Consider the following 24,856-nt stretch of genomic DNA (forward strand, 5'->3'; position numbering starts at 1 on the left):
CAGCTCGAAAGGACTTTGACCAGCAATGGCCGACGAGAACACCCCCGTGACACCTGAACCCGTGATGCCGGAAGAGGAAGCCGCGATCCCCGGTGTGGGCATGCGCGTAGAGCCCGTCGGGCTTGAGACGGAGATGCAGCGCTCCTACCTCGACTACGCGATGTCCGTCATCGTCTCGCGTGCGCTGCCCGACGTACGGGACGGCCTCAAGCCCGTCCACCGCCGGGTGCTGTACGCGATGTACGACGGCGGCTACCGCCCCGAGAAGGGCTTCTACAAGTGCGCCCGTGTCGTCGGTGACGTCATGGGTACGTACCACCCGCACGGCGACTCCTCCATCTACGACGCCCTGGTGCGCCTCGCGCAGCACTGGTCGATGCGCATGCCGCTGGTGGACTCCAACGGCAACTTCGGTTCCCCGGGCAACGACCCGGCCGCGGCCATGCGGTACACCGAGTGCAAGATGATGCCGCTGTCCATGGAGATGGTCCGGGACATCGACGAGGAGACCGTCGACTTCCAGGACAACTACGACGGCCGCAACCAGGAGCCGACGGTCCTGCCGGCGCGGTTCCCGAACCTGCTGGTCAACGGCTCCGCGGGCATCGCGGTCGGCATGGCGACCAACATCCCGCCGCACAACCTGCGCGAGGTCGCCGCCGGCGCCCAGTGGTACCTGGAGCACCCCGAGGCCTCCCACGAGGAGCTGCTCGACGCGCTGATGGAGCGCATCAAGGGCCCCGACTTCCCGACCGGCGCGCTCGTCGTGGGCCGCAAGGGCATCGAGGAGGCCTACCGCACCGGCCGCGGCTCCATCACGATGCGCGCGGTCGTGGCGGTCGAGGAGATCCAGGGCCGCCAGTGCCTGGTCGTCACGGAGCTTCCGTACCAGACCAACCCCGACAACCTCGCGCAGAAGATCGCCGACCTGGTCAAGGACGGCAAGGTCGGCGGGATCGCGGACGTCCGGGACGAGACCTCCTCGCGCACCGGCCAGCGCCTGGTCGTCGTGCTCAAGCGGGACGCGGTCGCCAAGGTCGTCCTGAACAACCTGTACAAGCACACCGACCTCCAGACGAACTTCGGCGCGAACATGCTGGCGCTCGTCGACGGGGTGCCGCGCACGCTGTCGATCGACGCGTTCATCCGCCACTGGGTGACGCACCAGATCGAGGTCATCGTCCGGCGGACGAAGTTCCGGCTGCGCAAGGCCGAGGAGCGGGCGCACATCCTGCGCGGCCTCCTCAAGGCGCTGGACGCCATCGACGAGGTCATCGCCCTCATCCGGCGCAGCAACACGGTGGAGATCGCGCGCGAGGGCCTGATGGGCCTGCTGGAGATCGACGAGCTCCAGGCGAACGCGATCCTGGAGATGCAGCTGCGCCGACTGGCCGCGCTGGAGCACCAGAAGATCACCGCCGAGCACGACGAGCTCCAGGCGAAGATCAACGAGTACAACGAGATCCTCGCCTCGCCCGCCAAGCAGCGCGCGATCGTGAGCGAGGAACTGGCGGCGATCGTCGAGAAGTTCGGCGATGACCGGCGCTCCAAGCTGGTGCCCTTCGACGGTGACATGTCCATCGAGGACCTGATCGCCGAGGAGGACATCGTCGTCACGATCTCCCGCAGCGGTTATGTGAAGCGCACGAAGACGGACGACTACCGCTCGCAGAAGCGCGGCGGCAAGGGCGTGCGCGGGACGAAGCTCAAGGAAGACGACATCGTCGACCACTTCTTCGTCTCCACGACGCACCACTGGCTGCTCTTCTTCACCAACAAGGGCCGGGTCTACCGGGCCAAGGCCTACGAGCTCCCGGACGCCGGCCGGGACGCGCGCGGGCAGCACGTCGCCAACCTGCTGGCCTTCCAGCCGGACGAGAAGATCGCCCAGATCCTGGCGATCCGCGACTACGAGGCCGCGCCGTACCTGATCCTGGCCACGAAGGGCGGCCTGGTGAAGAAGACCGCGCTCAAGGACTACGACTCGCCCCGCTCGGGCGGTGTCATCGCGATCAACCTGCGCGAGACCCCGGACGGCAGCGACGACGAGCTGATCGGCGCCGAGCTGGTGTCGGCCGAGGACGACCTGCTGCTCATCAGCAGGAAGGCCCAGTCGATCCGGTTCACCGCGACGGACGACGCGCTGCGCCCGATGGGCCGAGCGACCTCGGGCGTCAAGGGGATGAGTTTCCGTGAGGGCGACGAGCTTCTCTCGATGAATGTCGTCCGGCCCGGTACGTTCGTGTTCACCGCCACCGACGGCGGGTACGCGAAGCGGACCCCCGTCGACGAGTACCGCGTCCAGGGCCGCGGCGGCCTCGGCATCAAGGCTGCCAAGATCGTGGAGGACCGGGGCTCGCTCGTCGGTGCGCTGGTGGTCGAGGAGACCGACGAGATCCTCGCCATCACGCTCGGCGGTGGTGTGATTCGTACGCGAGTCAATGAAGTCAGGGAGACGGGCCGTGACACCATGGGCGTCCAACTGATCAATCTGGGCAAGCGCGACGCCGTCGTCGGTATCGCGCGCAACGCCGAGGCCGGTCGTGAGGCGGAAGAGGTCGATGGGGCCGATGATGCCGAGGGCGAGACGGCCGAGGTCCACGCCGCGAGCGTGGCAGAGGGCACTGTCGAGGGCACGGAGCCTTCGACCGGGGAGCACGAGGAGTAGAGCGTGAGTGGAGCCACGGGCGCCGGTTCGGCCGCTTCCGGAGCTGGAGCGAACGGTGCCCGTGGCCCTGCCACGGACTCCCAAGGGGGCACTGTGACGGATACACGAGGGCCTCAGCCCCAGTACGAGGGTTACGCGACCGGGCCGCTGCCCGGCGAGCGTGAGCCCGCGCCGGGGCCGTCGGGGCCGTACCACCCGCCGCAGGCGTACCAGTCGCCCGACGGTGGCACCCAAGGTGGCGGCACGCTGGCCGGCGCCCAGGCGACGCGCAAGCCCCGCACGGGCGCGCGGACCACTCCGCGTACCCGCAAGGCCCGTCTGCGGGTGGCCAAGGCCGACCCGTGGTCGGTGATGAAGGTCAGCTTCCTGCTGTCGATCGCGCTGGGCATCTGCACGGTGGTGGCGGCGGCGATCCTGTGGATGGTCATGGACGCGATGGGCGTCTTCTCCACCGTGGGCGGCACGATCAGCGAGGCCACCGGCTCGAACGAGAGCAACGGCTTCGACCTCCAGTCGTTCCTGTCGCTGCCGCGGGTGCTCATCTTCACCTCGGTCATCGCCGTGATCGATGTGGTGCTGGCCACCGCGCTGGCGACGCTGGGCGCCTTCATCTACAACCTGTCGGCGGGCTTCGTGGGCGGTGTCGAGCTCACGCTGGCCGAGGACGAGTAGCGCGCCGGGTATCGATTTTGGGACTGGCCCCGACGTGCGCTAATCTTCAGAAGTCAGCGCAGCAGCGCGGCGGGGCTATAGCTCAGTTGGTTAGAGCGCATCCCTGATAAGGATGAGGCCACAGGTTCAAATCCTGTTAGCCCCACAGAACGAAGGCCCCTCACCGGAGACGGTGGGGGGCCTTTCGCGTGGGCGGGGTCAGCGCTGGTCGGGGGGCTGGAGCTGGATCAGGTAGCCGGGTTCCGGGTCGAAGAGCTTCAGCCATCTGGCGGCCGCGAACCAGAGAGTGGTGGGCTCGTCGGCGGCGGGGATCTGGAAGACGGCGTTCACCGGGCCCTTGCTTGCCGGGTTGAGACCGAACGACGGCCGGGGCTCCCCCTGGTCGTACCAGTATTCTTCGTAGGCACGCGTGAGCTGGGCGTCGCTCCGGGTCTGGCTGTACGCGGTGTCGTCCACGTTGAGGGTGACCGTGTCGTCGGCGGTCCATCTGGCCTCGCCCTTGCCCACGTTGAGCACCTCCATGCCGACCACGCAGAACTGCTTCCCGTCCTCGGGCGTCGGGGGTGCTGTCGGTGCGCTCAGGGAGTCGTGCGCCAGGACCTTCGGGTCCAGCGGTTCGCCGCAGGTGACGTCCTCGACGGTGATCTCGAACTCGTCGGGCCGGGCCTCATTGGCGGAGTCGATGGTCAGCTTGAACGGTTCGCCGATGCGGGACGTGCCGAGGACCTCCGCGCCCGGCGGGGCGCCGCCGTCCGGGCTGCTGGTCGCCGCCGCCGGTACGGCGCTGCCGGGACTCGACCCCGTACCGAGGGAGGCTGCCCCGCAGGCCGGGAGCGCGAGGAGCGCGATGGCGGCGCCGAGGGCCGCGAAGGTACTGCCACGAGAGCTCATCGAACGGTCCTTTCGGCGGTACGCCGGACCTCTCCATGGTCGTCCGGTCCGCCGGGGACCGCTCGTCGGCGGACCGGAGGCGTACGAAAGGGGCCCCGGGGCACGCGAGAAGGCCCCCGGCCGGTGTGAAACCGGACCAGGGGCCCCGGAGTGCGGTGGCGGGCCGGGATCAGGGGGGTGGCACCGGGGACTCGCCTTCCGGGGCTGTGCGGTGGGAGCCGGCCGGGCCGGTCGTGCCGGCGGTGTTCGCGGCGTCGGGCGACAGGTGGCGGGTGGCCGGGGAGGAGCCGTGGGCCTCGGCCCGGATGCGCTGCTTCATCGTGGGCGGCAGGGCCCGGTCACGCGGAAGGGTCCATCGCACCGAGGGAGCGAGTGGAGTTGCCGCGGTGGCACCCGTGTGCTCGTGGGCCGTGGTGCTCGGCTGCGCGGCGGCGTTCGCGGCGTTCGCGGCGTTCGCGGTGCTTGCCGTGGCGGTGGCGAGGCCCAGCGACGCCAGGAGGGCGAAGAAGGCGGTGACGAAGGCGGTCCAGATGTTCTTGGGCTGGAAGGTGCTCATGGCCCCTCGCTTTCGGACGGTCCGGTTGCTGACTTCTCCGATCATGTGGATCCGGGCCGCGTTTCCGGGGAGCGACGCCCGCACTGCGCCGATCTTCGGATTAACACCACTCGTATGGTGCAACCGGGGTGGACAGGTCCTCGTGCGCGGTCGGAAAGGGGTCCGGGAGGTCGTCCGGGGCGCCGGAGACGGGCTGCTTTCGGGTTCCGGGGAGGTCACCGATCGGTATCGGCCGGTGTGTATAGTCGGCGGCAGAAGGCCCCTATTCCAAGGAAAGACGAGGTCGCGCGGTGAAGAAGCTTCTCCTGGTCGCACTGGCCGCCATCGGCGGGCTCCTCGTGTACCGCCAGATCCAGGCGGATCGCGCCGAGCAGGATCTGTGGACGGAGGCGACCGACTCCGTGCCCGCAGGTTCGGGTGTGTGAGACGGCACAGTCTGTTACGGGCCCCGGTCGCTGAAGCGGCCGGGGCTTCGTGCTGTCCGGGGCCGGTCGTGCCGCTGAGGCCCGAGCCCTTGGGTTCGCCGAAGCGAATTGTTGGGTTGCTTGGGCAAAGTGGTCGGGGTGGGTGAGGGACAATCCGGCTGCGGCCGGAGACAGCGGCGGTGCGGACGCGGCAGGATGGACCGGCATCGCGGCCGAGCGGTCGAGGGGTGCCGGTGGGTGCGGACGACGAGGGGAAGCGCGTGAACAGGCAGCGCAGCAGGGGGCGGGTGGCGGCCGCGGCACTCGCGGCGATGTGCGCGGTGGCGGTGCTCCCGGGCCAGGCGCACGCTGCCGGCCCCGGGAAGTACGCGTTCGACCCCGACGCGAAGAACGTGCAGGGCGCGGAGACCAACGTCGAGGCGTCCACGCTGGACGAGGGCGTCTCGTACCGCAGCACGATCGAGCCCGGCCAGAAGCTCTACTACCGGGTCACGCTGGACGACGTCTCCACCGCCTATGTCTCGGCGGTCGCGGTGCCGGGCGACAGCGGCGCGGTCGCCCACGGCGACGGCATCACCATCAGTCTCCGGGACCTCGACGACTCCCGGTGCAGCTCGGAGCGGGCGAACTTCGGCTCGGGCGGGTACGCGCGCCCCATCACCGCGTACGCCTACCGGACGCCCAAGGAGGGCGGCACCACCTGCCAGGAGGGCGGGCAGTACGACGTCCTCGTCGAGCGCGAGAGCAAGGAGACGTCCAGCCCGGCGGCCTGGGACCTGGAGCTGCGCTTCCTTCAGGAGCCGCGCCTCAAGAGCGGTGCCTCCACGCCGACCGAGGCCCCGTCGGGCTTCCCCTCGGCGACGCCCGAACCCCTCGCAGGGCAGCCGCAGGAACGGTCCGGCGGGGCGGGTTACTCCGAGGCCACCGGCCTGGAGACCGGCCGGTGGAAGGACTCCGTCGCCCCGGGGGAGACCCGCTTCTACCGGGTGCCGGTGGACTGGGGCCAGCAGATCCACACCACCGCCCGGCTCGCCAACAGCCCGAACGGCAAGACGGACTTCGTGGGCAACGCGCTCACCCTGTCGCTCGACAACCCGGCCCAGGGCCATGTCGCCGACACCTCCCTCTCCTACTCCGGAAGGCCCGCCTCCACGTCGCTGAAGCCGCTGCCACCGGTGTCCTACCGCAACCGGTTCGCCTCCTCGACGCAGGTCAACACCATGCGCTTCGCGGGCTGGTACTACCTGTCGGTGAGCCTGAGCCCGAAGCTGAAGGAGAGCTACGGCAGCGAGCCGATCCGGCTGGAGCTGGCGGTCCAGGTGAAGAACGAGGCCGAGAAGTCCCCGTACGAGGGGGATGCCGGGGTCTTCGGCGTCACCGAGCGGGACAAGGACACCGCCCGGAAGGGCCAGAACCAGCAGCAGGCAGCGAAGAGCGGCACGATGCAGGTGGTCGCGGCGGCCGGCATCGGTACGGGCGCCGTGCTGGTGCTCGGTCTCGGCGTCTGGACGCTGCTGGCCCGTCGCCGTGCGGCCGGGGCTCCCGTGGCGGCCGGGCACCGACCGCCGCCGCAGCAGGGCTGGTAGCCGCAGCTCGGGCCGATGGCGGCCGGGCAGGGCCTCAGACCTGGGTCAGGGCCCAGATGCCGACCGCGAAGCAGATCAGCGCCACCACCAGCACCGGGACCGCGACCTTCGGGGGTGGTCCCGGACGCGTTGCCCGTACGGGAGCGTGGGGTACGGCGTGCTGCGCCGGGGGGCTCGGGACATGCGGGTTCGGCTGCGGGCCCGGCTGAGGCTGCTGGGGCGTCAGCTGGGCGGTGTAGGCGCGGGTGGCCCCGGGGTCGTGCGGGACGCCGGCGGCCGTCACCTGCGAGGTGTCCTGCGCACCGACGGCGTACGGGGGCGGCGCCGGCACCGGCCCGGACGGCTGCTGCTGGAACGCGGCCTGGGGCTGGGCCTGTTGCCGGGGCGGCGGGGCCAGGTGGAAGCTGCCCGTCTCCGACATCGACACGGGCGGGGCGGTGTGCGGCGGCTGGGGGGAGGGCTGTGCGGCGGGCTGTGAACCGGTCTGGGGTGCGCCGGTCTGCTGCGGGCCGGTCTGCTGTGCCGCCGCGTCAGGCTGTGCGACGGGCGGTTCTGCGGTGGGCGGCCCGGCGGTTGAACCGGCGGGCGGTTCTGCCGTGGGCGCGGTCACCGGGCCGTCGGGGCCGAATCCTGTCGGCAACGGGCCGATCTGGTCGAACACCTCCACCGGCTCGTCGTCCGGGCCCGCCTCGGGCAGCATCTCGACCGCCGCGGTCAGCGCCTTGCGGGCGCCCGTCGCGGTCCGGAAGCGGGCGTGCGGGTCGGGCTGGAGCAGACCGGCGAGCACCTGCCACAGCGGTTCGGGGATGCCCTCGGGGGCGCTCGGGGTGCCGTGGGCGGTGAAGCGCTCGACCAGTGCCTGCGAGTCCGGCTTCTGCCCCTGGAGGAGGTAGAGCGCGACCAGGCCGACCGCGAAGAGATCCGCCGGGAAGTCGGGCTCGGCGCCCGTCATCTGCTCGGGGGCGAAGTAACCCGGCGTCCCGACCACGTAATTGGTCTCGGTCAGCCGGGGCTCGCCCTTGCGCATCGAGATGCCGAAGTCGGAGAGCCGCAGATGCGGGCGGCCCGTTCCGGTCGCCTCCATCAGGATGTTGGCGGGCTTGATGTCGCGGTGGATGACGCCTTCCGCGTGCACCGTGGACAGCCCGGACAGCAGCTGGTCCAGAAGGAGGCAGACGAAGCGGGGCGGCAGCGGGCCGTAGTCGCCGATGACGTGGGCGAGCGAACCGCCGCTCACCAGGTCCATGGTGAACAGGACCTTGTCGTCGTCGGCGGCCCAGCTGGCCGGGGCGAGCACATGGGGGTGCTCGATGCGCAGCGCCTGTTCGCGGACGAAGCGCAGCAGCGTGTGCGCGTCGCTCTGCTGGAGCACCTTGGCCGCCACGTACCTGCGGCGCCGGTGGTCCCAGGCCCGCCAGACGGCACCGACCCCACCACGTCCGATCGGATCGATCAGCTCGTACCGACCGGCGAAGACCTCACCCATTGCGCTGCGCCCGCTCCCCGTCCCTGTTGCGGTACCAGGGCGCTGCGCTGTGCGCGGGCCCTGGCTCCGTCCTCGTTCGTCGCTCCGTCGTCGCTACACCGTCGCTACGTCGTGCTCCGGAGCTGCTAGCTCTGGTGCCCTTCGTAGTGTGCGACAGCCTCCGCGGTGCGCCCCGCGCCGTACACCCTGAGGAACTCTGCCAGCTCCGGATGGGTCGGGGCGAGGGCGTCCGCGGCATCGATGATGTCGCCGGCCGCCGCGACGGACCTCAGCAGGGACTGGATCTCGCGCACCACGCGGCGGACGGTGGGAGCGCCGCCGGTGGAGCTGGTCTGGCCGGTTCCGGTGAGGACCGATCCGCCCTGCGACTTCTTGATCTCCTCCATCCGGTCGGTCGCCTCGCCCGCACTGACGCTGCCGTCGGCCACCTGGCTCGCCAGCTCCTGAAGGGCCTGGACGCGCTGGACCACGGCGGGGTTTCCGATCTTGGCCCGCTGGCCGCTCATCAGCTGGGAGAGCATCGGAGCGGACAGCCCGAGAACCGCGGCCAGCCGGGCCTGATTCAGGCCGAGATCATCGATCAGCCGACGGAAGAGCGCCCCCAACGGCTCTCCGTACCAACTGCGTTGAAGGTCTCTGGCTCTTGCCGTCGCCTCTTGCTGCGCTGCGTCCATGGCGTCTCCCCTTCGCTGCGGCTTCGCTGCTGCGAACCTCGTCGTGCATCTTACGGAGAGTGGTCGTTCATCGGGAGTCCCTATCCTTTTGGAGGAATGCGGGGGGTACCCGGTACTCTGGTCCGCGACGGTAGCCTTGGCGCGGATGTGCTGGGCGTTGCCCTCGTTCGTTGTGGCCCGGGGCCTTAGCTCAGTTGGTAGAGCGCTGCCTTTGCAAGGCAGATGTCAGGAGTTCGAATCTCCTAGGCTCCACTTCTAGAAATCCCCCTTGACCTGCGGAAACGTGGGTCAAGGGGGATTTTTTTGTGCTGACGTGTCAGCACGGGTGGGAGTGGGCCGACGGTGTCGGGGGGGCTGAGGGAAGCGGTGCAGCGCTGGATTTCTCCGGCGGTGCGGTCGCAGCCGATCAGGACCGGCTGCGGGCCCAGGGGGCGGGGTTCGGCGGTGTGGTGGCGGGTGGTGCCGGAGCGGGGGTCGTGGGCCGTGAGGCGGTAGTGGGTGTCGGCGGTCGGGTGGAGGCTCAGGTGGTGGGCGGGCCAGTCCCATCCGTACGTACGGAAGAGCTCGCGTTCGAGGACCTGCTCGCCGGGGTGGGGAAGGCAGGCCCGGCCTCGGTAGAGGTCCATCAGATCGGCGGGGTCGCCGGTGCGGTTGACCCGTTGGTCCATGCGGGCCTGGGTGAGGTTGCCCCAGCCGTGGCCTTCCGGGAAGTCGACCAGGGTGGGGCGAAGCGGTGGCCCCCGAAGCTGCCGATGCGCCGCACCCGTACCGTCCCCGTGCTGCCGTGGGTCCGGCGGAGCTGCCGCAAGAACGGGTAGCCGAGCGTGCCGCAGCAGGCGTCGACCGAGGCGTGGGTGCGGACGACCAGGTCGCGGTGCGGGGGCGGGTGGCGGAACTGGGCGAAGGGAGTGAGGGCGGCAGGTCGAGTGCGGCACGATGGATGACCGACGAGACCCCCGAGCGACGTGATGGAGACGTCAGGCATCTTGAACAACAGCCCGGGGCCTCAGTCGTTGCGCTTCCCGCTCCATCAGCCGATCGATGGCCGACTCGAAGATGCTCGCTCCGCCGCCGGAGGAACGGCCGATGCCGCCCGTGTGGCGAATTCATGATTCGTCCCCTTGATCACACAATGATTGCGTGAGATTCGGTCGCAAGCTATCTGGTGTCACACGGGCGACGGTGTTGTCCGGCGTCGCGGTGTGCCTGCTCGGTTCGGTGCCAATGGGAGGTACGGACAGGGACGCACTCAAAATTGCTGTTTCCACCAACAGTGTCACCACTCCCGGAGTTCAGGTCCGGGAGCGGCAGCAGTTGATTCGCGTATACCAACTACGGAATCTGGCGGAATACGGGCTTCGGAATGTCAAGGTGCGCGATGCCCAGGTAGCCGGTGGGATCGTTCGGTGTCCCCGGGTTTCCCTGAAGCCGCTGGGCACGATGACGTGCCGCGCGACGATTGTCGCCCTGGCGGGCCGTCACATCGGTCAGGTCACGGCAACGGGCGTCGCGGCAAGGAAGGAGTACGGCCGCGCCCAGGCCGCCACCTCTGCGGGGTACAACGCCCACTCCGCCGCGTTGACCCTGCGCCGTTCCGCGTCGCAGAAACGTCTTTTCTACCGTCTGGCGTACAGCGGCCCCGCTGTACTGGAGAACCTGCGACTACGGGACCCACTGTTGCGCGGGGCCGGTCCGCTGAAGTGCTCTTCGGGTGCGGGCCTGCCCAGCCGCTTGCCGACTGGTGGGAGTGTCGAGTGCTGGGCCGCGGCTCCGGACCGTCCTGGCCGTCATGCCTCCGTGGCGCGGGCATCCGGTACCACGGCAGACCGGGCGGTTTCCACGGCGGGCTCGTTGCTGCCCCCTCTCGCGCTCGCTGCGGAGGCGGCGGCAGGCTACTCCGTGCCCAGCCCGCCCGCCGCGACACGTCCGGACGGGCAGCCCCGGCCCGGGGCCTCTCCCCGCGCCACACCCTCGGCGACACGTCCGGACGGGCAGCCGCGGCCCGGGGCCTCTCCCCGCGCCACACCCTCTCTCGTCACACCCCTTCCGGCCGCCCCGCCACTGGCCATGGCGGCCCCCGGGCCTGGGCCTGGCGGTGCCTATCTCCTGAGCGGGGCACTTTCCCCGGGCCCTTGGGCGCCAGCTGCCGTATCCGGAGCGGCTGCTGCCGAGGCAGGGGGGACCGGCGAGTTCCTCGCGCCGCCGTCCCTCATCGAGCCCGGACAGCGACTGCCACCGGGAGTACCCCCTGACGGGCCGGTTCCCGCCGACCGCCCCGTCGCCACGCCGACCGCCTCCCCCGCCACACTCCCGCAGGGCGCAGCCCAGTCCGCTTTGCCATCCCCGCCGACCGGTGGCGGACTCGTGAATTCTGTGGACTGGGCAATCATGGCCTTCATGATGATCATCATTCCCGCAGTCCTGATGGCAATGACTCTCGACTCACGCAGTTCGAAATCCCAGAAGAAAGAGAACTGAAATGCTCGGCGCGGGTCTCTTGTGCGCTTTTCTCGGTGCGGCAACAGCATGCGGACTGACGTGGGCGCTGTCCCGCAGTGAGTCCTCCAGGAGGGCGCATCTGGAGGCTCCCGCACTGAGTTTCGTGGGAAGCGCGACACTGGCTTTGTTCGTCCTGACGGCGGCTTTCCTGGTGGCGAGTTCCTGGCAGCAGCGCAACTCCGCCGGCGACCACACGTATCAGGAGGCCAGGAGTCTGGAGGCGGCCTATGCCGATTCCCGCGGGCTGCCGGTGGAGGTCCGTTCACAGACTCGTGAGCAACTGAGGGTGTACACAAGGGAGGTGGCTGGGCCTGAATGGTCTCTCATGAGGAATCGGGAGATGAGTCAGCGGGCTGCCGGCACGCTCGACGAGGCGCGCCTGCTGGTTGCGCACGCGCAGACAGCGGACGATGAGCAGAGAAAGGCGAAAGAAGTGGTCAGGACCGAGCTGGACAACGTGGCCGTGGCCCGGAACCAGCGGTCCAGTGACATGAGGTGGGAGGTCCCGGAACCGATCTTCTACGCTTTGATCTCCACGGCCGTGCTGGTCGTCCTGTTCCCCGCATTGGTCGGTATCAACGCCGGCCCGCGGCACATGCTGGTGATGGTTCTCCTCGGCACTGTCCTGGGATTCGCCGTGTACTTGGTGGCGGGCCTCCGGCACTCCTTCGCCCCGCCTCTCGGTATCGAGCCGGACGCCTTCCGCCAGGCACTGGCACGGTTCGGCCAGCTCGACGCGGCCGGATAGTTCGTGCGGGTGTGAACGTCGGAAACTCTTGGCCGGCTACCTGGCCTTGGAGCTCGTAACGCGATCATGATCGATGCTTCTTGGGCCGTCGCCGGCAGATGTGGCGGGAGGTCAGGGAGGCTGAGGGGTCGTGTAGTTCGGTGCGACGTTCCCAGCGAACGGCGAGGGGCTGGAACTGATGGAGGAGAGCGAAGATCTGCTCGACGACGTAGCGGAGCTTGCCCATGCCCTGGATGTTCGGGGCACCTCTGCGGGAGATGACCGGCGGGGTCCGGCGCTTACGCAGTTCGCGACGGTTGGAGTTGGAGTCGTAGCCCCTGTCGCCGAACAAAGCCTTGGGACGCCGTCGCGGGCGGCCGGGGCGTCCGGCGACGGACCGGTGTCGGCGCCCCCTTTTTTCGCGCGGTCGCCCGAGCTCCAGAGGCAGCAGTTGCCAGGCGATGTCGTTGTGCAGCACGTACAGGGTCGCAGCATGTGCAGGATGCCCTGGAGGCACGCACGGTCCGGCGCCTGCCGTGGCCCTGGCGACCGCTCGGGCCAGGGCGGCAGAAGAGGCTCGATCAGACTCCACAAGTCGTCGTCCACGATCCACGGCCGGGTAGTCACACCATCCCGAACGGCCGAATCGTCACACCGGTCACGGCCGACCAGTGCTCCTCAGCAAGATCGTGTCACGAGCTCTTCGGGCTCGGCGGTCTCCCTCTAAAATCGTGCGTTCTCCCTCGGCGCCTCCGATATATTTACTGACCATGGACCCATTGAGTGAAAAAGTCATCCGGAATTCCTTTGTGAACTGCACCAAGGGGGAGGCGTCCCGGCTGCGTCTGCCGCTCGGTTTCGGCGAACTCATCTGGGAAGACCTGGACTTCCTCGGCTGGGTCGATCCTGGCGCGCTGCTGCGGTCGCACATCGTCATGCCGGGCCCCGACAGTCCGCGCGCCATCACCCTGCGCGTTTCCAGTGCCGACCGGAAGGGCGTGGTGAAGTCCAGCATGTGTCAGATATGCCTGACGCCGCATTCATCGTCCGGTGTCAACCTCTTTGTCGCGCCGCTGGCCGGCCCATCCGGACGGCAGGGCAATACCGTGGGCATCTATATGTGCGCGGACCTGGCCTGTTCCTTGTACATGCGCGGGAAGCGGCAGCCCAAACTGCGTTTCAGGCAGTACGAGGAATCGCTCACCCTGGACGAGCGCATCGCGCGCGCGATGGACAACCTCAACAAATTCGCGGACAAGGTGGCGGGGATCGCCTGAGAGCCAGGCCGGACCGAATACGTCGAACGCTCCTGCCTCGTGCTGATTCCACGGGGCGGGGCGGGCCACGCCGAAGTCCTGCGTCCACCCGTCGGGCACCCCCGAGTACGTCGAACGGGTCGCGCGCATGCGCGCGGAGGTCCGCACCCTCGTCGGCCAGTTCATCCGACCAGACGATCGCCAAGCGCATGGGCATGTCCGTACGCACCCGCCGCCGCCACGTCGCTGAGATCATGGAGCGCCTCGGTGCCGATAGCCGCTTCCAGGCGGGCTGCCCGCTGCGCACCGGACGGACGTCTTCACCATCCCCGAAGCCCCGCAGGGCGGAGCACCAGGCACACTTCATCCGTAAACAGTCGAGCCACCAAAGGACTCAGGCATGATCACGCTGAAGAAGGAAGACGGCCCGGCGGATCTGGGCGGGGTGACCCATCTGTCCATCGGGGTGTCCTGGGACCCGACCGTCGGGAGCAGCGGCGGGCTGATGGGGAAGATCCGGCAGAAGGCCGGGACGGACCTCGACCTGATCGCCATCGCGATGCAGGGCGAGGACCCCGTACGGCTGGCCGGTCTGGACTCTCTGGACCCGCTGGGCAACGGCTCGCTCGTGCACAGTGGTGACAACCAGACCGGGCACGGGGACGGCGACGACGAGACGGTGACCGTCGAGTTCGCGCGGGTGCCGTCGAACATCACGGCCATCGTGTTCATCGCCGCCGCGTACAAGAAGCGCAGCGCCTTCAAGAACGCGCGCAACATCAGCTTCAAGGTGTACGACGCGACGGGCGGCAGCACGCAGCAGGTCGCCGACATCTGGCCGAGCATGCTCACCCAGGACAACGGCTGCGCGGTGGCCAAGGCGATCCGGGACGGCGCGGGCTGGAAGCTCCAGGTGATCAACGAGACCGGGAAGATCAAGCAGGGGGACGAGCAGGCCCTGATGCGCTTCGCCGTGAGCAAGTAGAGCGCGCGCGAGTAGCCGGGAAGACGGACGAACGCGGCTGCGGAACCGCCGGGGCGGTTCCGCAGCCGCGTTCGTGCTTTCTCGGGGCCTTCGCCGTCAGGGCCGGTCGTCCGGGCCGGGGTTGTCCCCGTTGCCCGCCTCGGCCTCGGCCTGCTTGGCGCGGACCTCGGGGTCGAGGTCCGCCCGGTCGCTGCCGTCGACCGAGCTGAGCGGTGAACGCTCGTCGCCGACCTCGGTGGGGGCGGGCGGCTCGACCAGCCAGTCCGGGTTGGCCTGCTTGTCCCACCAGCGCCAGGCGGCGTAGGCGCCGCCCGCGAGAACGCCCAGCACCAGGAAGCCCTTCGCGGCCCGGCCCGCCTTGGCCCGCCGCTGGTGCTTCCTGGCCAGCTTCTGGATCTCCTTGGCCGTCACCTGCGTACGCAGTGCCGCCAGGGCCGCCGCGCTGCGGGCGGAGGCCTGCTCGGCCACGGGCTGGGCCACGGCGCGGGCGTGCTCGACGCGCGGCACCGTGTAATCGGCGGCGCTCCGTGCGGCCTTCCTGGTCGAGGCCGCCGCACGCTGCGCGGCCTCGTCGACCCGGGGCGGCACATGGCTCCGGGCCTGTTCGATGCGCGGTGCGAGATGGGAGTCGTACTGGACACGGGCCTGCTCGGCCGCCTTGGTCACCTTGGGTGCGAGTCGCACGCGGGTCTCGTGCGCGTAGTGGGTCGCCTGCTCCTTGGCCGTGCCGGCGTAGGGCGCCACCACTTCCGCGGCGTGCCGCGCGCTGCACTTCGCCGAGTCGGTTGCGGCGCGCACGCTGTCGATGCGGGTCACGGGATCCTCCTCCTTGGTGGCGGGTAGGTACTCCGCCTGTCCGCCCAGTTCGAAATCATGCCTGCCACGGCCATGACCGGCATGCGGGACGGGCATCCGGGTCATGATCGCCATTTGGGGTCATAACGGTGTATCCGAAGTGTGCCGACGACAATGCCACGGTTCGCTCCTGAACGCGCCGTTTCGCCCGGCATCCGGCCGTACATTTCCCGGTCCGTGGGAGGATCGGCGGACGTCGGCGGAGGATGCGGACGTCAGTGAAGGATGAGGGAAGGCGGATCGTGGCCGAGCAGCTTTACGCCACTCTGAAGACCAATCAGGGCGATATCGAGATCCGGCTCCTGCCGAACCACGCCCCCAAGACCGTCAGGAACTTCGTCGAGCTGGCCACCGGGCAGCGCGAGTGGGTCAACCCCGAGACCGGCGAGACGACCACGGACCGGCTGTACGACGGTACGGTCTTCCACCGCGTCATCAGCGGGTTCATGATCCAGGGCGGAGACCCCCTGGGCAACGGCACGGGCGGTCCGGGCTACAAGTTCGCCGACGAGTTCCACCCCGAGCTGGGCTTCACCCAGCCGTATCTGCTGGCCATGGCCAACGCGGGGCCGGGGACGAACGGCTCGCAGTTCTTCCTGACGGTGTCGCCCACCGCCTGGCTGACCGGCAAGCACACCATCTTCGGCGAGGTGGCCGACGACGCGAGCCGCCGGGTCGTCGACGCCATCGCGGCCACCCCGACCAACCCGCGCACCGACCGCCCCCTGAAGGACGTGGTGATCGAGTCGGTGGTCGTCGAGACCCGCTGACGCCCGTCGGCCGCCCCGCAGCCCGCCGCTGACAGCGGCCGGGAACCAACCGCCCCGCCCGTCCGTAGATGTTCATAGCGGGCCGACGGGGCGGTCGTGTCCGCGCCGCCGGAAGACACGAGGACCTGAGAGGCAGGCCAGGAGCGATGGACCAGCAGCCGCCGCCAGACCGTGACGCCTCGGCGGGCGGCGTGCCGACGCCGACCTGCTATCGGCACCCGGGCCGCGAGACGGGGATCAGCTGCACGCGCTGTGAGCGGCCGATCTGTACCGAGTGCATGGTCAGCGCCTCGGTCGGCTTCCAGTGTCCCGACTGCGTACGCCAGGGTTCCGGCACCGGCCACCACCCGGCGGCGAGCCGTCCGCGCACCCTGGCGGGCGGGACCGTGGCCGCCGATCCGCGGCTGGTCACCAAGATCCTGCTCGGCATCAATGTGGCTGTCTTCGTCCTGGTCGCCGCAGCCGGTCCCACCCTGCTCAACGATCTGACGCTGCTCGGGCGGGCCTGGGACCCCACTCCGCCGCCGGGGTCCATCGAGGGCGTCGCCGAGGGCCAGTGGTATCGGCTGGTGACCTCGATGTTCCTGCACCAGGAGGTGTGGCACATCGGCTTCAACATGCTGGGGCTGTGGTGGCTCGGCGGACAGCTGGAGGCCGCGCTCGGCCGGTCCCGCTATCTCGCGCTCTATCTGCTGTCCGGCCTCGCGGGCAGCGCGCTGACCTATCTGATCGCCGCGCCGAACCAGGGGTCGCTCGGCGCCTCCGGCGCGGTCTACGGCCTGTTCGGCGCCACCGCGGTCCTGATGCGCCGGATGAACTACGACATGCGCCCGGTGCTGGTGCTGCTCGCGCTGAACCTGGTCTTCACCTTCACCTGGGGCGGTATCGCCTGGGAGGCGCACGTGGGCGGTCTGGTGGCGGGCGTCGCCATCGCTCTCGGCATGGTGCACGCCCCGCGCGAGCACCGCACGCTGGTGCAGGCCGGCACCTGTGCGCTGGTCCTGTTCGTCACCCTCGGGATCGTCGCGGCCAGGACGATCGCGCTCACCTGAGCGGAATGGGGCTCTTCACCCCCAGGGTGACCGAAGTTGTCCACAGTGTGCGCGAAATCTTGCGTGGGGCAAGAGGAACATCTGTGCCCCTTGTCGCTGACCTGGGTTTTCTCTCCTGATCCATGGACTGCAGCCTCCCTCGATGAGGGAGGCTGCAGTCACACCGGCGTCAACTTGAGTGGAGGTTATCCACAGATCGTCTGACCTTTTCCCCCGGCTGTGGATAACTCTGTGGGTAACTCAGGGCAAGGCTTGCGCGGACGAGTGCCGCACGGGTATCGGCGGAGCCGCGCAGGTACCAGCGGTGCCTGCGCAGGAAGGAGCCATGCTGGTACTGGCGGCGCCGTGCAGGGAGAACGGTGCAGGCACCAGCGGCTCCGCGCGGGAATCAGCGGAGCTGACCGGGGGGCCGCTCTACTTCCACTGCGTCGACACGGCGAAGCCACCGGCGATGAAGCCGAAGCCGACCACGATGTTCCAGTTGCCCAGGGCGTCGATCGGCAGATCGCCTTCGGTCACGTAGAACACCACGATCCAGGCCAGTCCGATGAGGAACAGGGCCAGCATCACCGGAGCCACCCAGCTGCGGTTGGTCAGCTTTATGGCCGTTGCCTGCTTCGCCGGGGGCGGCGTGAAGTCGGCCTTCTTGCGGATACGTGACTTCGGCACGAGGGACTCTCCTGTCGATGCGCTGCGTGACCGCGCAGGGATCTGTGGCGGGCGCCGGGGGCGGGTGCCAGGGGGAATGCTGCCTCCCCCGAGCGTCCGTTAGCGTAGTGCTTCCCTGGCGCCTGATGAGATAAGGGTACGTTGAGCAATTCTGCCGACTCCCCCGAAGGCCCGGCCCGGCACACCTCCGCGTGGGCGGCCCGGGGACTCACCGCTGCGGTTTTCGCCCTGGCCGGACTCATCTTCGTCACCAGCGCCAACGCCGCCAAGGGCACCGATCTGCGCAGCGACTCCTCCCTGCTCAAGCTCTCCGACCTGATCAGGGAGCGCAGTGAGAAGAACGCCGAGCTGAACGAGTCGACGGCGGCCGTGCGCTCGGACATCGAGGCCCTCGCCCAGCGTGACGACGGCTCCACCAAGGCCGAGGACGCCAAGCTGAAGGCCCTGGAGGAGGCGGCGGGCACCACCGAGATCACCGGCGACTCCGTCAGCGTGACCCTCGACGACGCGCCCCCCGACGCCACCGCCAACCCGGGCTACCCCGAGCCGCAGCCCAATGACCTGGTCATCCACCAGCAGGACCTGCAAGCCGTGGTGAACGCGCTGTGGCAGGGCGGGGCCCGGGGAATCCAGGTGATGGACCAGCGGCTCATCTCCACCAGCGCGGTGCGCTGCGTCGGCAACACCCTGATTCTCCAGGGCCGCGTCTACTCCCCGCCGTACAAGGTCACCGCGATCGGTGACCCGGGCAGGCTCAAGCGGGCGCTCAACGACTCCACCGCGATCCAGAACTACCAGCTGTATGTGAAGGCGTACGGGCTGGGCTGGAAAGTCGACGAGAACGAGGCGGTGACTCTTCCCGGCTACTCGGGCACAGTGGATCTCCACTACGCGAAGCCTGCGGAGTGAACCCGAGCTGATCCCCCGGGGAGGCCGTCCGGTGTCGTTACGACTGTCGGTGCGACTCGTCGTCAGAACCTTCAGCGAACTGTGCATCACCGTGGGCTCGCTGATCGTGCTCTTCGTCGCCTACATCCTGTTCTGGACCGGGGTGAAGGCGGCCGACGCCGCCGAGGGCGAGATCGACAGCCTGCACAGCCAGTGGGCCCGGCAGCCGGTGACGCCCGCCCCGCCGCCCGCCTTCACCGGCCCCGCCCCCTCCGCCTCCGACTCCGCCGAGCCCTCCCCCTCGGCCGCCCCGGCCCCGTACCGCGCCGGAAAGCCCTTCGCGACCATGCACATCCCCCGCTTCGGCTCCGGCTGGGAGTGGCCTGTGCTGGAGAACACGGAGGCCAGGACCTTGCAGAAGGGGCTCGGGCACTACAGCGGAACCGCCCGCCCCGGCGATACGGGCAACTTCGCGGTGGCCGGGCACCGGCGGACGTACGGCGACCCCTTCAAGGACTTCCCGAAGCTGCGCCCCGGGGACGCGGTGATCGTCAACGACGGCGCGACCTGGTTCACGTACCGCATCGCGAAGGAGCCGTACCGGACCGTGCCCACCGACACGGCGGTCGTCGACCCCGTGCCGCGCGGCTCCGGCTTCGAGGAGCCCGGCCGCTATCTGACACTCACCACCTGTGAGCCCGAGTGGGGCAGCAGCCACCGGCTGATCGCCTGGGCCCATCTGGACGCGACCCGGCCGGTGGGAGAGGGGAAGCCGCCGGGCCTCACCGGCTGACCCGCGTCCGACCCGTGCCCGCCTCGCGCCCGACCTGTGTCCGACCCGCGCCCGACCACGTCCGACTCGTGGTTTTCCACAGCTGCCCCCCGCTCCGGCCGCGGCACTCTAGTCTGGTGCGGTACCGAATGGAGGGGTCGAATGTACGGCTGGATCTGGCGGCATCTGCCGGGCAACGCATGGGTGCGGAGCATCATCTCGCTCGTGCTGGTTCTGGCGGTCGTCTACGCCCTGTTCCAGTACGTCTTCCCGTGGGCGGAACCGCTGCTTCCGTTCGGTGATGTGACCGTCGACGGCGAGAGCGCCGGTGGAGCAGGAGCCGGCCAGTGAGCGCACGCATCCTCGTCGTGGACAACTACGACAGCTTCGTCTTCAACCTCGTCCAGTACCTCTACCAGCTCGGCGCCGAGTGCGAGGTCCTGCGCAACGACGAAGTGACCACCGCCCATGCCCAGGACGGTTTCGACGGGGTCCTGCTCTCGCCGGGCCCCGGCACGCCCGAGCAGGCCGGCGTCTGCGTCGAGATGGTCCGGCACTGTGCGGACACCGGCGTTCCGGTCTTCGGCGTCTGTCTGGGGATGCAGTCGATGGCGGTCGCGTACGGCGGTGTCGTCGACCGGGCCCCCGAGCTGCTGCACGGCAAGACCTCCCCGGTGACCCACGAGGGCAAGGGCGTCTTCGCCGGGCTTCCCTCCCCCTTCACCGCGACCCGCTACCACTCGCTCGCCGCCGAACCGGCCGCGCTGCCACCGGAGCTGGAGGTCACGGCCCGCACGGCGGACGGCATCATCATGGGGCTGCGCCACCGCGACCGGGCCGTGGAGGGTGTGCAGTTCCACCCCGAGTCGGTGCTCACCGAGCACGGCCATCTGATGCTCGCCAACTGGCTGGAGCAGTGCGGCGACCAGGGGGCCGTCGCGCGGTCGGCGGGGCTCGCGCCGGTGGTGGGCAAGGCCGCCGCGTGACCCCGGGCCGCCCCGAGGACGCCGGCCAGGAGGGCGGCCCGTACGCGCAGGGGGCGTACGAGGCCGACGGCGGGTTCGTGGCGGCGGTGGGCGGCCTCACGGATCCGCTGAACGACCCCCTCCCGGGGCGGCACGCCTCGCCGTGGTTCCGGGCGGACAACATCCCGGGCGCCCAGGCCGGACCGGACGAGCCTGTTCCCGGCTCCCCGGCACCCGAGGCCCAGCAGAGGGCCTACCAGGACCTCCAGCAGCCCCAGGGAGCGCCGGACGAGTGGTACGACCCCGAGGGCTACCAACGGGACTGGTACGGCCCCCAGCGGCCGCCTGAGCCCGAAGCGGGTTCCGTGCCGGGCGCGGGTTCTGCGGCGGGTGCGGGCGCTGTGCCGGGAGCGGCTTTCGCGCCGGACCCGGTCCCCGTGCTCGACGCGACCTCCGTGCTCGCCCCGGTCCCCGACGCGGCTCACCCGGCCTCCGTGCCCGCCCCCGGACCGGTGTCGCGCCCCGACGAGACGATGGAGTTCCGGACGGCGGCTTCCCGGCGAATAGCGTCGCCCGAGGAGCAGGGAGGGCGGGCCCTCGCCCCGGGCCCGGACAGGGACTTGGGCCCGGACCCGGCCGCCGAGCCCCGTACAGATTCCCGTACAGAGCCCCGTACCGAGGTCCTCAGCCGCATCTCGGACGGGCCCGCCTCTGCGCCTGCCCCCACCCCCGTCCCCGGCGGGCGGGCCGAGCGGCGCAGGGCGGCCAAGGGGCGCGGCCGCCGGCGCCCGGGACCGGCCGCTCCACCGGCCACGGCGTCCGCCGTGCCCACCGCGCCGATGTCGCGGGTGGAGGCGCGGCGTGCGGCGCGGGCGGCGAAGGACAGCCCGGCGGTGGTCGCCAGCCGGGTGGTCGGCGAGCTGTTCATCTCCCTCGGCGTGCTGATGCTGCTCTTCGTCACCTATCAGCTCTGGTGGACCAACATCCGGGCCGAGCAGATCGCGGGCCGTGAGACGGACAAGATCCAGGACGAGTGGGCCAACGGCGAGCGCAAGCCGGGGGTGTTCGCCCCCGGACAGGGTTTCGCGATCATGCACATCCCGAAGCTGGACGTCGTCGTCCCGATCGCCGAGGGCATCGACAAGGAGAAGGTCCTCGACCGGGGGATGGTCGGCCACTACGGCGAGGGCAAGCTGAAGACGGCGATGCCCGAGGACAAGCTGGGCAACTTCGCAGTGGCCGGGCACCGCAACACCCACGGTGAACCGTTCCGCTACATCAACAAGCTCAGCCCCGGCGACCCGATCGTGGTCGAGACGCGCGACGCGTACTACACGTACGAGATGTCCAGCATCCTGCCGCAGACCTCGCCGTCCAACATCTCGGTGATCGAACCGGTGCCGGTGGGTTCCGGGTTCACCGAGCCGGACCGGTACATCACGCTGACGACCTGCACACCGGAGTTCACGAGTACCTACCGGCTGATCGTCTGGGGCAAGATGGTCGACGAACGGCCGCGCAGCGAAGGGAAGCCCAACGCGCTCGTGGGCTGAACCATCATCACGACAGGGGCGGTGCGGTGGCAGCGAGGACCGAGCACGACGAGCGGACGGACGCGTCCGCGCGCCCGGCGCGCAAGCCCTCCCGGCACCCCGTCGCGACGGCCGTCAGCCTCTTCGGCGAGCTGCTGATCACCGCGGGCCTGGTGCTCGCGCTCTTCGTCGCGTACTCCCTGTGGTGGACCAACGTCCTCGCCGACCGCGAGGCCGACCGGCAGGGCGACACGGTCCGCAGCCGCTGGGCGGACGGCCCGGGTGACCTGGACACCAAGGACGGGATCGGCTTCCTGCACGTACCCGCCATGAAGAACGGCGAGGTGCTGGTCAAGAAGGGCACCGACCCCAAGACCCTGAACAACGGCATCGCGGGCTACTACACCGACCCGGTCGAATCCGCGCTCCCCTGGGACGACGAGGGCAACTTCACGCTGGCCGCGCACCGCGACGGGCACGGCGCCAAGTTCCACAACATCCACAAACTGAAGAACGGTGATCCGGTCGTCTTCGAGACCAAGGACACCTGGTACATCTACAAGGTCTACAAGACGCTCCCCGAGACCTCGAAGTTCAACGTCGACGTCATCCAGCCGGTCCCGGAGGAGTCGGGCGTCAAGGAGCCGGGCCGCTACATCACGCTGACGACCTGCACACCGGTCTACACCTCGAAGTACCGGTACATCGTGTGGGGCGAGCTGGAGCGTACAGAGAAGGTCGACAAGGAACGCACAAAGCCGGTGGAGCTGCTCTAGTCTCCGCAGCCCCTGCGTAAGCCTCTACGTAACCGCCTGTACGTACGGGGAAGGCCCCGGTCACCGCAATGGTGACCGGGGCCTTCCCCGTACGTATGCCGGGATGGGCGTCGGGGGTGGGTCAGTCGCCCCGGCCTCCGAAGAGACCGCCCCCGCGGCCCTCGACGGTGACGAGGGTGACGGTGCTGCCCTTCTCCGCCTGGCTGTTGGGTGCCGGCTGGCTGGTGATCACCCGGGCGTCCGGCTTGTCGACCGAGCCCGGGGAGAGCTGGACCACGAAGCCGAGCCCTTCGAGCTGGCCCTTGACGTCCTGGTACGACTTGTTGCCGATGTCACCGGGGATCTGGACCTGCTCCGGCTCCGCCGGGCCCTTGGAGACCTTCAGGACGATCTGCACGTCCTTGGCCTGCTTGCTCGGGCCCGCGGGCGTCTGCTCGACCACCTCGCCGGCCGGCTTCTCCGAGTCCACGTCGGCCCGTGAGACGTTGGTGAACCCGAGCTGGTTGAGCTGGGCGACTGCGGCGTCGTACTGCCGGGTGCGCACGTCGGGCATCGGATCGGTCGTCTGCTTGGCCACAGTGATGGTGATCTCGGCCCCGTCCTCGGCCTTCTCGCCGCCCTTGGGGTCCTGCCTGATCACGGTTCCCTCGGTCTCTTCGGACTCCTCCGTGGTGACGTTGACCGTGAAGCCCTTCTCCTCCAGGACGTCGCGGGCTCCGTCCTCGGACTTCTCCAGGACGTTGGGGACCTCGATCTTCGGTGCGCCGGTGGACACGACGACGGTGACGGTGCCGTCCTTGTCCATCATCACGCCGCTCGTGGGGTCCTGCGAGCAGATCTCGCCCTTCTCCTGTTCCTCGCAGGGCTCCTCCGCGCCGACGGTGATCTTGACGCCGGCGTTGTCCGCGAGTCTCTCCGCCTCCTCGACCGTGGAGCCCACCAGGTTCGGCGCTTTGAGCTGGCCGTCGTCGCTGGTGGGGGAGAAGACGACCCGACCGATCAGGATCGCGCCGATCAGCACCAGGATGCCCGCGACGACCAGCAGGATCGTCGAGGTGTTGCTCTTCTTCTGCTGGCGCCGGCGTCCGGACCGGTCGTCGTAGCCGTAACCGCCGTCGTCCGGGTTGACCGGCGGCAGCATCGAGGTCTGCCCGCTGTTCGGGTCGGCCGGGCGCAGGGCGGTGGTGGGCTGGTCGGCGCTGTAGCCGTCGTAGCTCCCGTATCCCGCAGCGCCCATCGCCGCCGTGGCCGCGACCGGCTGGCCGTCGAGGCAGGCCTCGATGTCGGCCCGCATCTCGTCGGCGGACTGGTAGCGGTAGTCCGGGTCCTTGGTCAGCGCCTTGAGGACGATCGCGTCCATCTCGGGCGTGATCTCGGGGTCGAAGTTGCTCGGCGGCTGCGGCTCCTCCCGCACGTGCTGGTAGGCCACCGCGACGGGAGAGTCCCCGACGAACGGGGGCCGCACCGCGAGGAGCTCGTACAGCAGGCAGCCGGTGGAATACAGGTCGGAGCGGGCGTCGACCTGCTCGCCCTTGGCCTGCTCCGGGGAGAGGTACTGGGCGGTGCCGATGACGGCGGCGGTCTGCGTCATCGTCATCCCGGAGTCGCCCATGGCACGGGCGATGCCGAAGTCCATGACCTTGACCTGGCCGGTGCGCGTCAGCATGACGTTCGCGGGCTTGATGTCGCGGTGGACGATCTGGGCCCGGTGCGAGTATTCGAGGGCCTGGAGGATGCCGACCGTCATCTCCAGCGTGCGCTCGGGGAGCAGCCTGCGACCGGAGTGCAGCAGCTCTCTCAGCGTCGACCCGTCGACGTACTCCATCACGATGTACGGGATGGAGACCCCGTCGACGTAGTCCTCGCCGGTGTCGTACACGGCGACGATCGCGGGGTGGTTGAGCGAGGCGGCCGACTGGGCCTCACGGCGGAACCGGGCCTGGAAGGACGGGTCACGGGCCAGATCGGCCCGGAGCGTCTTCACCGCTACGGTGCGGCCGAGCCGGGTGTCGTGCGCGAGGTAGACCTCGGCCATGCCACCACGGCCGAGCACCGAGCCCAGCTCGTACCGGCCGCCGAGGCGACGCGGCTCTTCCATAACTGTTCCAGCCCTCTCCGTCAGTCCCGACCGCACCCGTGTGTGGTCCGCGGC

25 protein-coding genes, 2 tRNA genes and 1 pseudogene are annotated in these 24,856 nt (G+C 69.6%); 17 read left to right on the forward strand and 11 right to left on the reverse strand.

Going from position 1 to position 24,856, the window contains the following annotated elements:
* Positions 1-25: 25 nt before the first annotated feature.
* The 3 genes from gyrA to ACZ5WC_RS10745 all read left to right on the forward strand — a co-directional run bounded on the left by gyrA (position 26) and on the right by ACZ5WC_RS10745 (position 3,485).
* The gene (gene gyrA / locus ACZ5WC_RS10735) at positions 26-2,668 is read left to right on the forward strand and encodes a DNA gyrase subunit A (RefSeq protein WP_468540440.1); all 2,643 of its coding nucleotides are present in this window, start codon (positions 26-28) and stop codon (positions 2,666-2,668) included.
* A gap of 93 nt (positions 2,669-2,761) precedes the next feature.
* Positions 2,762-3,340 (forward strand): DUF3566 domain-containing protein, encoded by a 579-nt coding sequence (locus tag ACZ5WC_RS10740; protein ID WP_468540441.1) that lies wholly within the window; start codon positions 2,762-2,764, stop codon positions 3,338-3,340.
* Positions 3,341-3,411: 71 nt separating this feature from the next.
* Positions 3,412-3,485 (forward strand) — tRNA-Ile (locus tag ACZ5WC_RS10745).
* A gap of 53 nt (positions 3,486-3,538) precedes the next feature.
* Here ACZ5WC_RS10745 and ACZ5WC_RS10750 read toward each other — a convergent pair.
* On the reverse strand, positions 3,539-4,231 hold the full coding sequence (locus ACZ5WC_RS10750; RefSeq protein WP_468540442.1) for a hypothetical protein: 693 nt from the start codon (positions 4,229-4,231) through the stop codon (positions 3,539-3,541).
* A 169-nt stretch (positions 4,232-4,400) separates the two neighbouring features.
* Positions 4,401-4,787, reverse strand: coding sequence for a DUF6344 domain-containing protein (locus ACZ5WC_RS10755; RefSeq protein ID WP_468540443.1), 387 nt, complete (start codon positions 4,785-4,787; stop codon positions 4,401-4,403).
* A 290-nt stretch (positions 4,788-5,077) separates the two neighbouring features.
* Here ACZ5WC_RS10755 and ACZ5WC_RS10760 point away from each other — a divergent pair, with 290 nt between their 5' ends.
* The gene (locus tag ACZ5WC_RS10760; protein WP_003958712.1) at positions 5,078-5,212 is read left to right on the forward strand and encodes a DLW-39 family protein; all 135 of its coding nucleotides are present in this window, start codon (positions 5,078-5,080) and stop codon (positions 5,210-5,212) included.
* A 260-nt stretch (positions 5,213-5,472) separates the two neighbouring features.
* Positions 5,473-6,798, forward strand: a complete 1,326-nt coding sequence (locus ACZ5WC_RS10765) for a hypothetical protein (protein ID WP_468540444.1) — start codon at positions 5,473-5,475, stop codon at positions 6,796-6,798.
* A 34-nt stretch (positions 6,799-6,832) separates the two neighbouring features.
* Here ACZ5WC_RS10765 and ACZ5WC_RS10770 read toward each other — a convergent pair whose 3' ends face one another.
* Positions 6,833-8,284, reverse strand: a complete 1,452-nt coding sequence (locus tag ACZ5WC_RS10770) for a serine/threonine protein kinase (protein WP_468540445.1) — start codon at positions 8,282-8,284, stop codon at positions 6,833-6,835.
* 125 nt (positions 8,285-8,409) lie between these two features.
* Entirely contained in the window at positions 8,410-8,958 is a 549-nt protein-coding gene (locus ACZ5WC_RS10775) for a helix-turn-helix domain-containing protein (RefSeq protein WP_468540446.1), read from the reverse strand.
* A gap of 179 nt (positions 8,959-9,137) precedes the next feature.
* On the opposite strand from ACZ5WC_RS10775, the gene ACZ5WC_RS10780 reads away from it, so the two are divergent.
* Positions 9,138-9,210, forward strand: a tRNA-Ala gene (locus ACZ5WC_RS10780).
* Here ACZ5WC_RS10780 and ACZ5WC_RS10785 read toward each other — a convergent pair.
* Positions 9,201-9,626, reverse strand: a complete 426-nt coding sequence (locus ACZ5WC_RS10785) for a hypothetical protein (RefSeq protein WP_468540447.1) — start codon at positions 9,624-9,626, stop codon at positions 9,201-9,203. The two genes, ACZ5WC_RS10780 and ACZ5WC_RS10785, sit on opposite strands and share 10 nt — an antisense overlap.
* On the reverse strand, positions 9,584-9,943 hold the full coding sequence (locus ACZ5WC_RS10790) for a sucrase ferredoxin (RefSeq protein WP_468540448.1): 360 nt from the start codon (positions 9,941-9,943) through the stop codon (positions 9,584-9,586). Before ACZ5WC_RS10790 ends, ACZ5WC_RS10785 begins: the two co-directional genes overlap by 43 nt.
* A gap of 1,494 nt (positions 9,944-11,437) precedes the next feature.
* On the opposite strand from ACZ5WC_RS10790, the gene ACZ5WC_RS10795 reads away from it, so the two are divergent.
* Positions 11,438-12,205, forward strand: a complete 768-nt coding sequence (locus ACZ5WC_RS10795) for a bestrophin-like domain (RefSeq protein WP_468540449.1) — start codon at positions 11,438-11,440, stop codon at positions 12,203-12,205.
* 64 nt (positions 12,206-12,269) lie between these two features.
* Here ACZ5WC_RS10795 and ACZ5WC_RS10800 read toward each other — a convergent pair whose 3' ends face one another.
* Both ACZ5WC_RS10800 and ACZ5WC_RS10805 read right to left on the reverse strand, forming a co-directional pair.
* Positions 12,270-12,536, reverse strand: a complete 267-nt coding sequence (locus ACZ5WC_RS10800) for a hypothetical protein (protein ID WP_468540561.1) — start codon at positions 12,534-12,536, stop codon at positions 12,270-12,272.
* A gap of 134 nt (positions 12,537-12,670) precedes the next feature.
* A pseudogene (locus ACZ5WC_RS10805) lies at positions 12,671-12,793 on the reverse strand (transposase); the annotation flags it as partial.
* A 161-nt stretch (positions 12,794-12,954) separates the two neighbouring features.
* Here ACZ5WC_RS10805 and ACZ5WC_RS10810 point away from each other — a divergent pair.
* Together ACZ5WC_RS10810 and ACZ5WC_RS10815 are read left to right on the forward strand one after the other, a co-directional pair.
* Complete coding sequence (locus tag ACZ5WC_RS10810; protein ID WP_468540450.1) at positions 12,955-13,461, forward strand: FBP domain-containing protein; 507 nt, start codon at positions 12,955-12,957, stop codon at positions 13,459-13,461.
* A gap of 379 nt (positions 13,462-13,840) precedes the next feature.
* Positions 13,841-14,425, forward strand: coding sequence for a TerD family protein (locus ACZ5WC_RS10815; RefSeq protein ID WP_468540451.1), 585 nt, complete (start codon positions 13,841-13,843; stop codon positions 14,423-14,425).
* 96 nt (positions 14,426-14,521) lie between these two features.
* On the opposite strand, the gene ACZ5WC_RS10820 is transcribed toward ACZ5WC_RS10815, so the two are convergent.
* A complete protein-coding gene (locus ACZ5WC_RS10820) occupies positions 14,522-15,241 on the reverse strand; it encodes a DUF5324 family protein (RefSeq protein ID WP_468540452.1) in 720 nt (239 codons plus the stop codon).
* Between the two features lie 281 nt (positions 15,242-15,522).
* Here ACZ5WC_RS10820 and ACZ5WC_RS10825 point away from each other — a divergent pair, with 281 nt between their 5' ends.
* Positions 15,523-16,050, forward strand: a complete 528-nt coding sequence (locus tag ACZ5WC_RS10825) for a peptidylprolyl isomerase (protein ID WP_468540453.1) — start codon at positions 15,523-15,525, stop codon at positions 16,048-16,050.
* Between the two features lie 146 nt (positions 16,051-16,196).
* Positions 16,197-17,102 carry a rhomboid family intramembrane serine protease gene (locus ACZ5WC_RS10830; RefSeq protein ID WP_468540454.1) on the forward strand — a complete coding sequence of 302 codons (906 nt, stop codon included), beginning with the start codon at positions 16,197-16,199 and terminating at the stop codon, positions 17,100-17,102.
* A gap of 414 nt (positions 17,103-17,516) precedes the next feature.
* Here ACZ5WC_RS10830 and crgA read toward each other — a convergent pair whose 3' ends face one another.
* Positions 17,517-17,771: a cell division protein CrgA gene (gene crgA / locus ACZ5WC_RS10835; protein ID WP_032776522.1), complete on the reverse strand. Its 255-nt coding sequence runs from the start codon at positions 17,769-17,771 to the stop codon at positions 17,517-17,519.
* Positions 17,772-17,912: 141 nt separating this feature from the next.
* Here crgA and ACZ5WC_RS10840 point away from each other — a divergent pair, with 141 nt between their 5' ends.
* The 6 genes from ACZ5WC_RS10840 to ACZ5WC_RS10865 all read left to right on the forward strand — a co-directional run bounded on the left by ACZ5WC_RS10840 (position 17,913) and on the right by ACZ5WC_RS10865 (position 22,704).
* On the forward strand, positions 17,913-18,680 hold the full coding sequence (locus tag ACZ5WC_RS10840; RefSeq protein WP_468540455.1) for a DUF881 domain-containing protein: 768 nt from the start codon (positions 17,913-17,915) through the stop codon (positions 18,678-18,680).
* A gap of 43 nt (positions 18,681-18,723) precedes the next feature.
* A complete protein-coding gene (locus ACZ5WC_RS10845; RefSeq protein ID WP_468540553.1) occupies positions 18,724-19,452 on the forward strand; it encodes a class E sortase in 729 nt (242 codons plus the stop codon).
* A gap of 141 nt (positions 19,453-19,593) precedes the next feature.
* A complete protein-coding gene (locus ACZ5WC_RS10850) occupies positions 19,594-19,782 on the forward strand; it encodes a hypothetical protein (RefSeq protein ID WP_096630101.1) in 189 nt (62 codons plus the stop codon).
* Complete coding sequence (locus ACZ5WC_RS10855) at positions 19,779-20,417, forward strand: aminodeoxychorismate/anthranilate synthase component II (protein ID WP_096630103.1); 639 nt, start codon at positions 19,779-19,781, stop codon at positions 20,415-20,417. Before ACZ5WC_RS10850 ends, ACZ5WC_RS10855 begins: the two co-directional genes overlap by 4 nt.
* A 161-nt stretch (positions 20,418-20,578) precedes the next feature.
* Complete coding sequence (locus ACZ5WC_RS10860) at positions 20,579-21,949, forward strand: class E sortase (RefSeq protein WP_468540554.1); 1,371 nt, start codon at positions 20,579-20,581, stop codon at positions 21,947-21,949.
* Positions 21,950-21,975: 26 nt separating this feature from the next.
* Positions 21,976-22,704: a class E sortase gene (locus ACZ5WC_RS10865; protein ID WP_468540456.1), complete on the forward strand. Its 729-nt coding sequence runs from the start codon at positions 21,976-21,978 to the stop codon at positions 22,702-22,704.
* 121 nt (positions 22,705-22,825) lie between these two features.
* On the opposite strand, the gene pknB is transcribed toward ACZ5WC_RS10865, so the two are convergent.
* Complete coding sequence (gene pknB / locus ACZ5WC_RS10870) at positions 22,826-24,802, reverse strand: Stk1 family PASTA domain-containing Ser/Thr kinase (RefSeq protein ID WP_468540457.1); 1,977 nt, start codon at positions 24,800-24,802, stop codon at positions 22,826-22,828.
* Positions 24,803-24,856 lie beyond the last annotated feature (54 nt).

The organism is Streptomyces sp. NPDC033165 (assembly GCF_055577965.1).

What these genes read in the sequence shown, in the direction of transcription:
- ACZ5WC_RS10850 (WP_096630101.1), top strand. Translation starts at nt 19,594, where the DNA reads ATGTACGGCTGGATCTGGCGGCATCTGCCGGGCAACGCATGGGTGCGG.
- ACZ5WC_RS10810 (WP_468540450.1), top strand. Translation starts at nt 12,955, where the DNA reads ATGGACCCATTGAGTGAAAAAGTCATCCGGAATTCCTTTGTGAACTGC.
- gyrA (WP_468540440.1), top strand. Translation starts at nt 26, where the DNA reads ATGGCCGACGAGAACACCCCCGTGACACCTGAACCCGTGATGCCGGAA.
- ACZ5WC_RS10750 (WP_468540442.1), bottom strand. Translation starts at nt 4,231, where the DNA reads ATGAGCTCTCGTGGCAGTACCTTCGCGGCCCTCGGCGCCGCCATCGCG.
- ACZ5WC_RS10770 (WP_468540445.1), bottom strand. Translation starts at nt 8,284, where the DNA reads ATGGGTGAGGTCTTCGCCGGTCGGTACGAGCTGATCGATCCGATCGGA.
- ACZ5WC_RS10785 (WP_468540447.1), bottom strand. Translation starts at nt 9,626, where the DNA reads ATGGACCAACGGGTCAACCGCACCGGCGACCCCGCCGATCTGATGGAC.
- ACZ5WC_RS10755 (WP_468540443.1), bottom strand. Translation starts at nt 4,787, where the DNA reads ATGAGCACCTTCCAGCCCAAGAACATCTGGACCGCCTTCGTCACCGCC.
- ACZ5WC_RS10775 (WP_468540446.1), bottom strand. Translation starts at nt 8,958, where the DNA reads ATGGACGCAGCGCAGCAAGAGGCGACGGCAAGAGCCAGAGACCTTCAA.
- ACZ5WC_RS10830 (WP_468540454.1), top strand. Translation starts at nt 16,197, where the DNA reads ATGGACCAGCAGCCGCCGCCAGACCGTGACGCCTCGGCGGGCGGCGTG.
- ACZ5WC_RS10795 (WP_468540449.1), top strand. Translation starts at nt 11,438, where the DNA reads ATGCTCGGCGCGGGTCTCTTGTGCGCTTTTCTCGGTGCGGCAACAGCA.
- ACZ5WC_RS10790 (WP_468540448.1), bottom strand. Translation starts at nt 9,943, where the DNA reads ATGCCTGACGTCTCCATCACGTCGCTCGGGGGTCTCGTCGGTCATCCA.
- pknB (WP_468540457.1), bottom strand. Translation starts at nt 24,802, where the DNA reads ATGGAAGAGCCGCGTCGCCTCGGCGGCCGGTACGAGCTGGGCTCGGTG.
- ACZ5WC_RS10815 (WP_468540451.1), top strand. Translation starts at nt 13,841, where the DNA reads ATGATCACGCTGAAGAAGGAAGACGGCCCGGCGGATCTGGGCGGGGTG.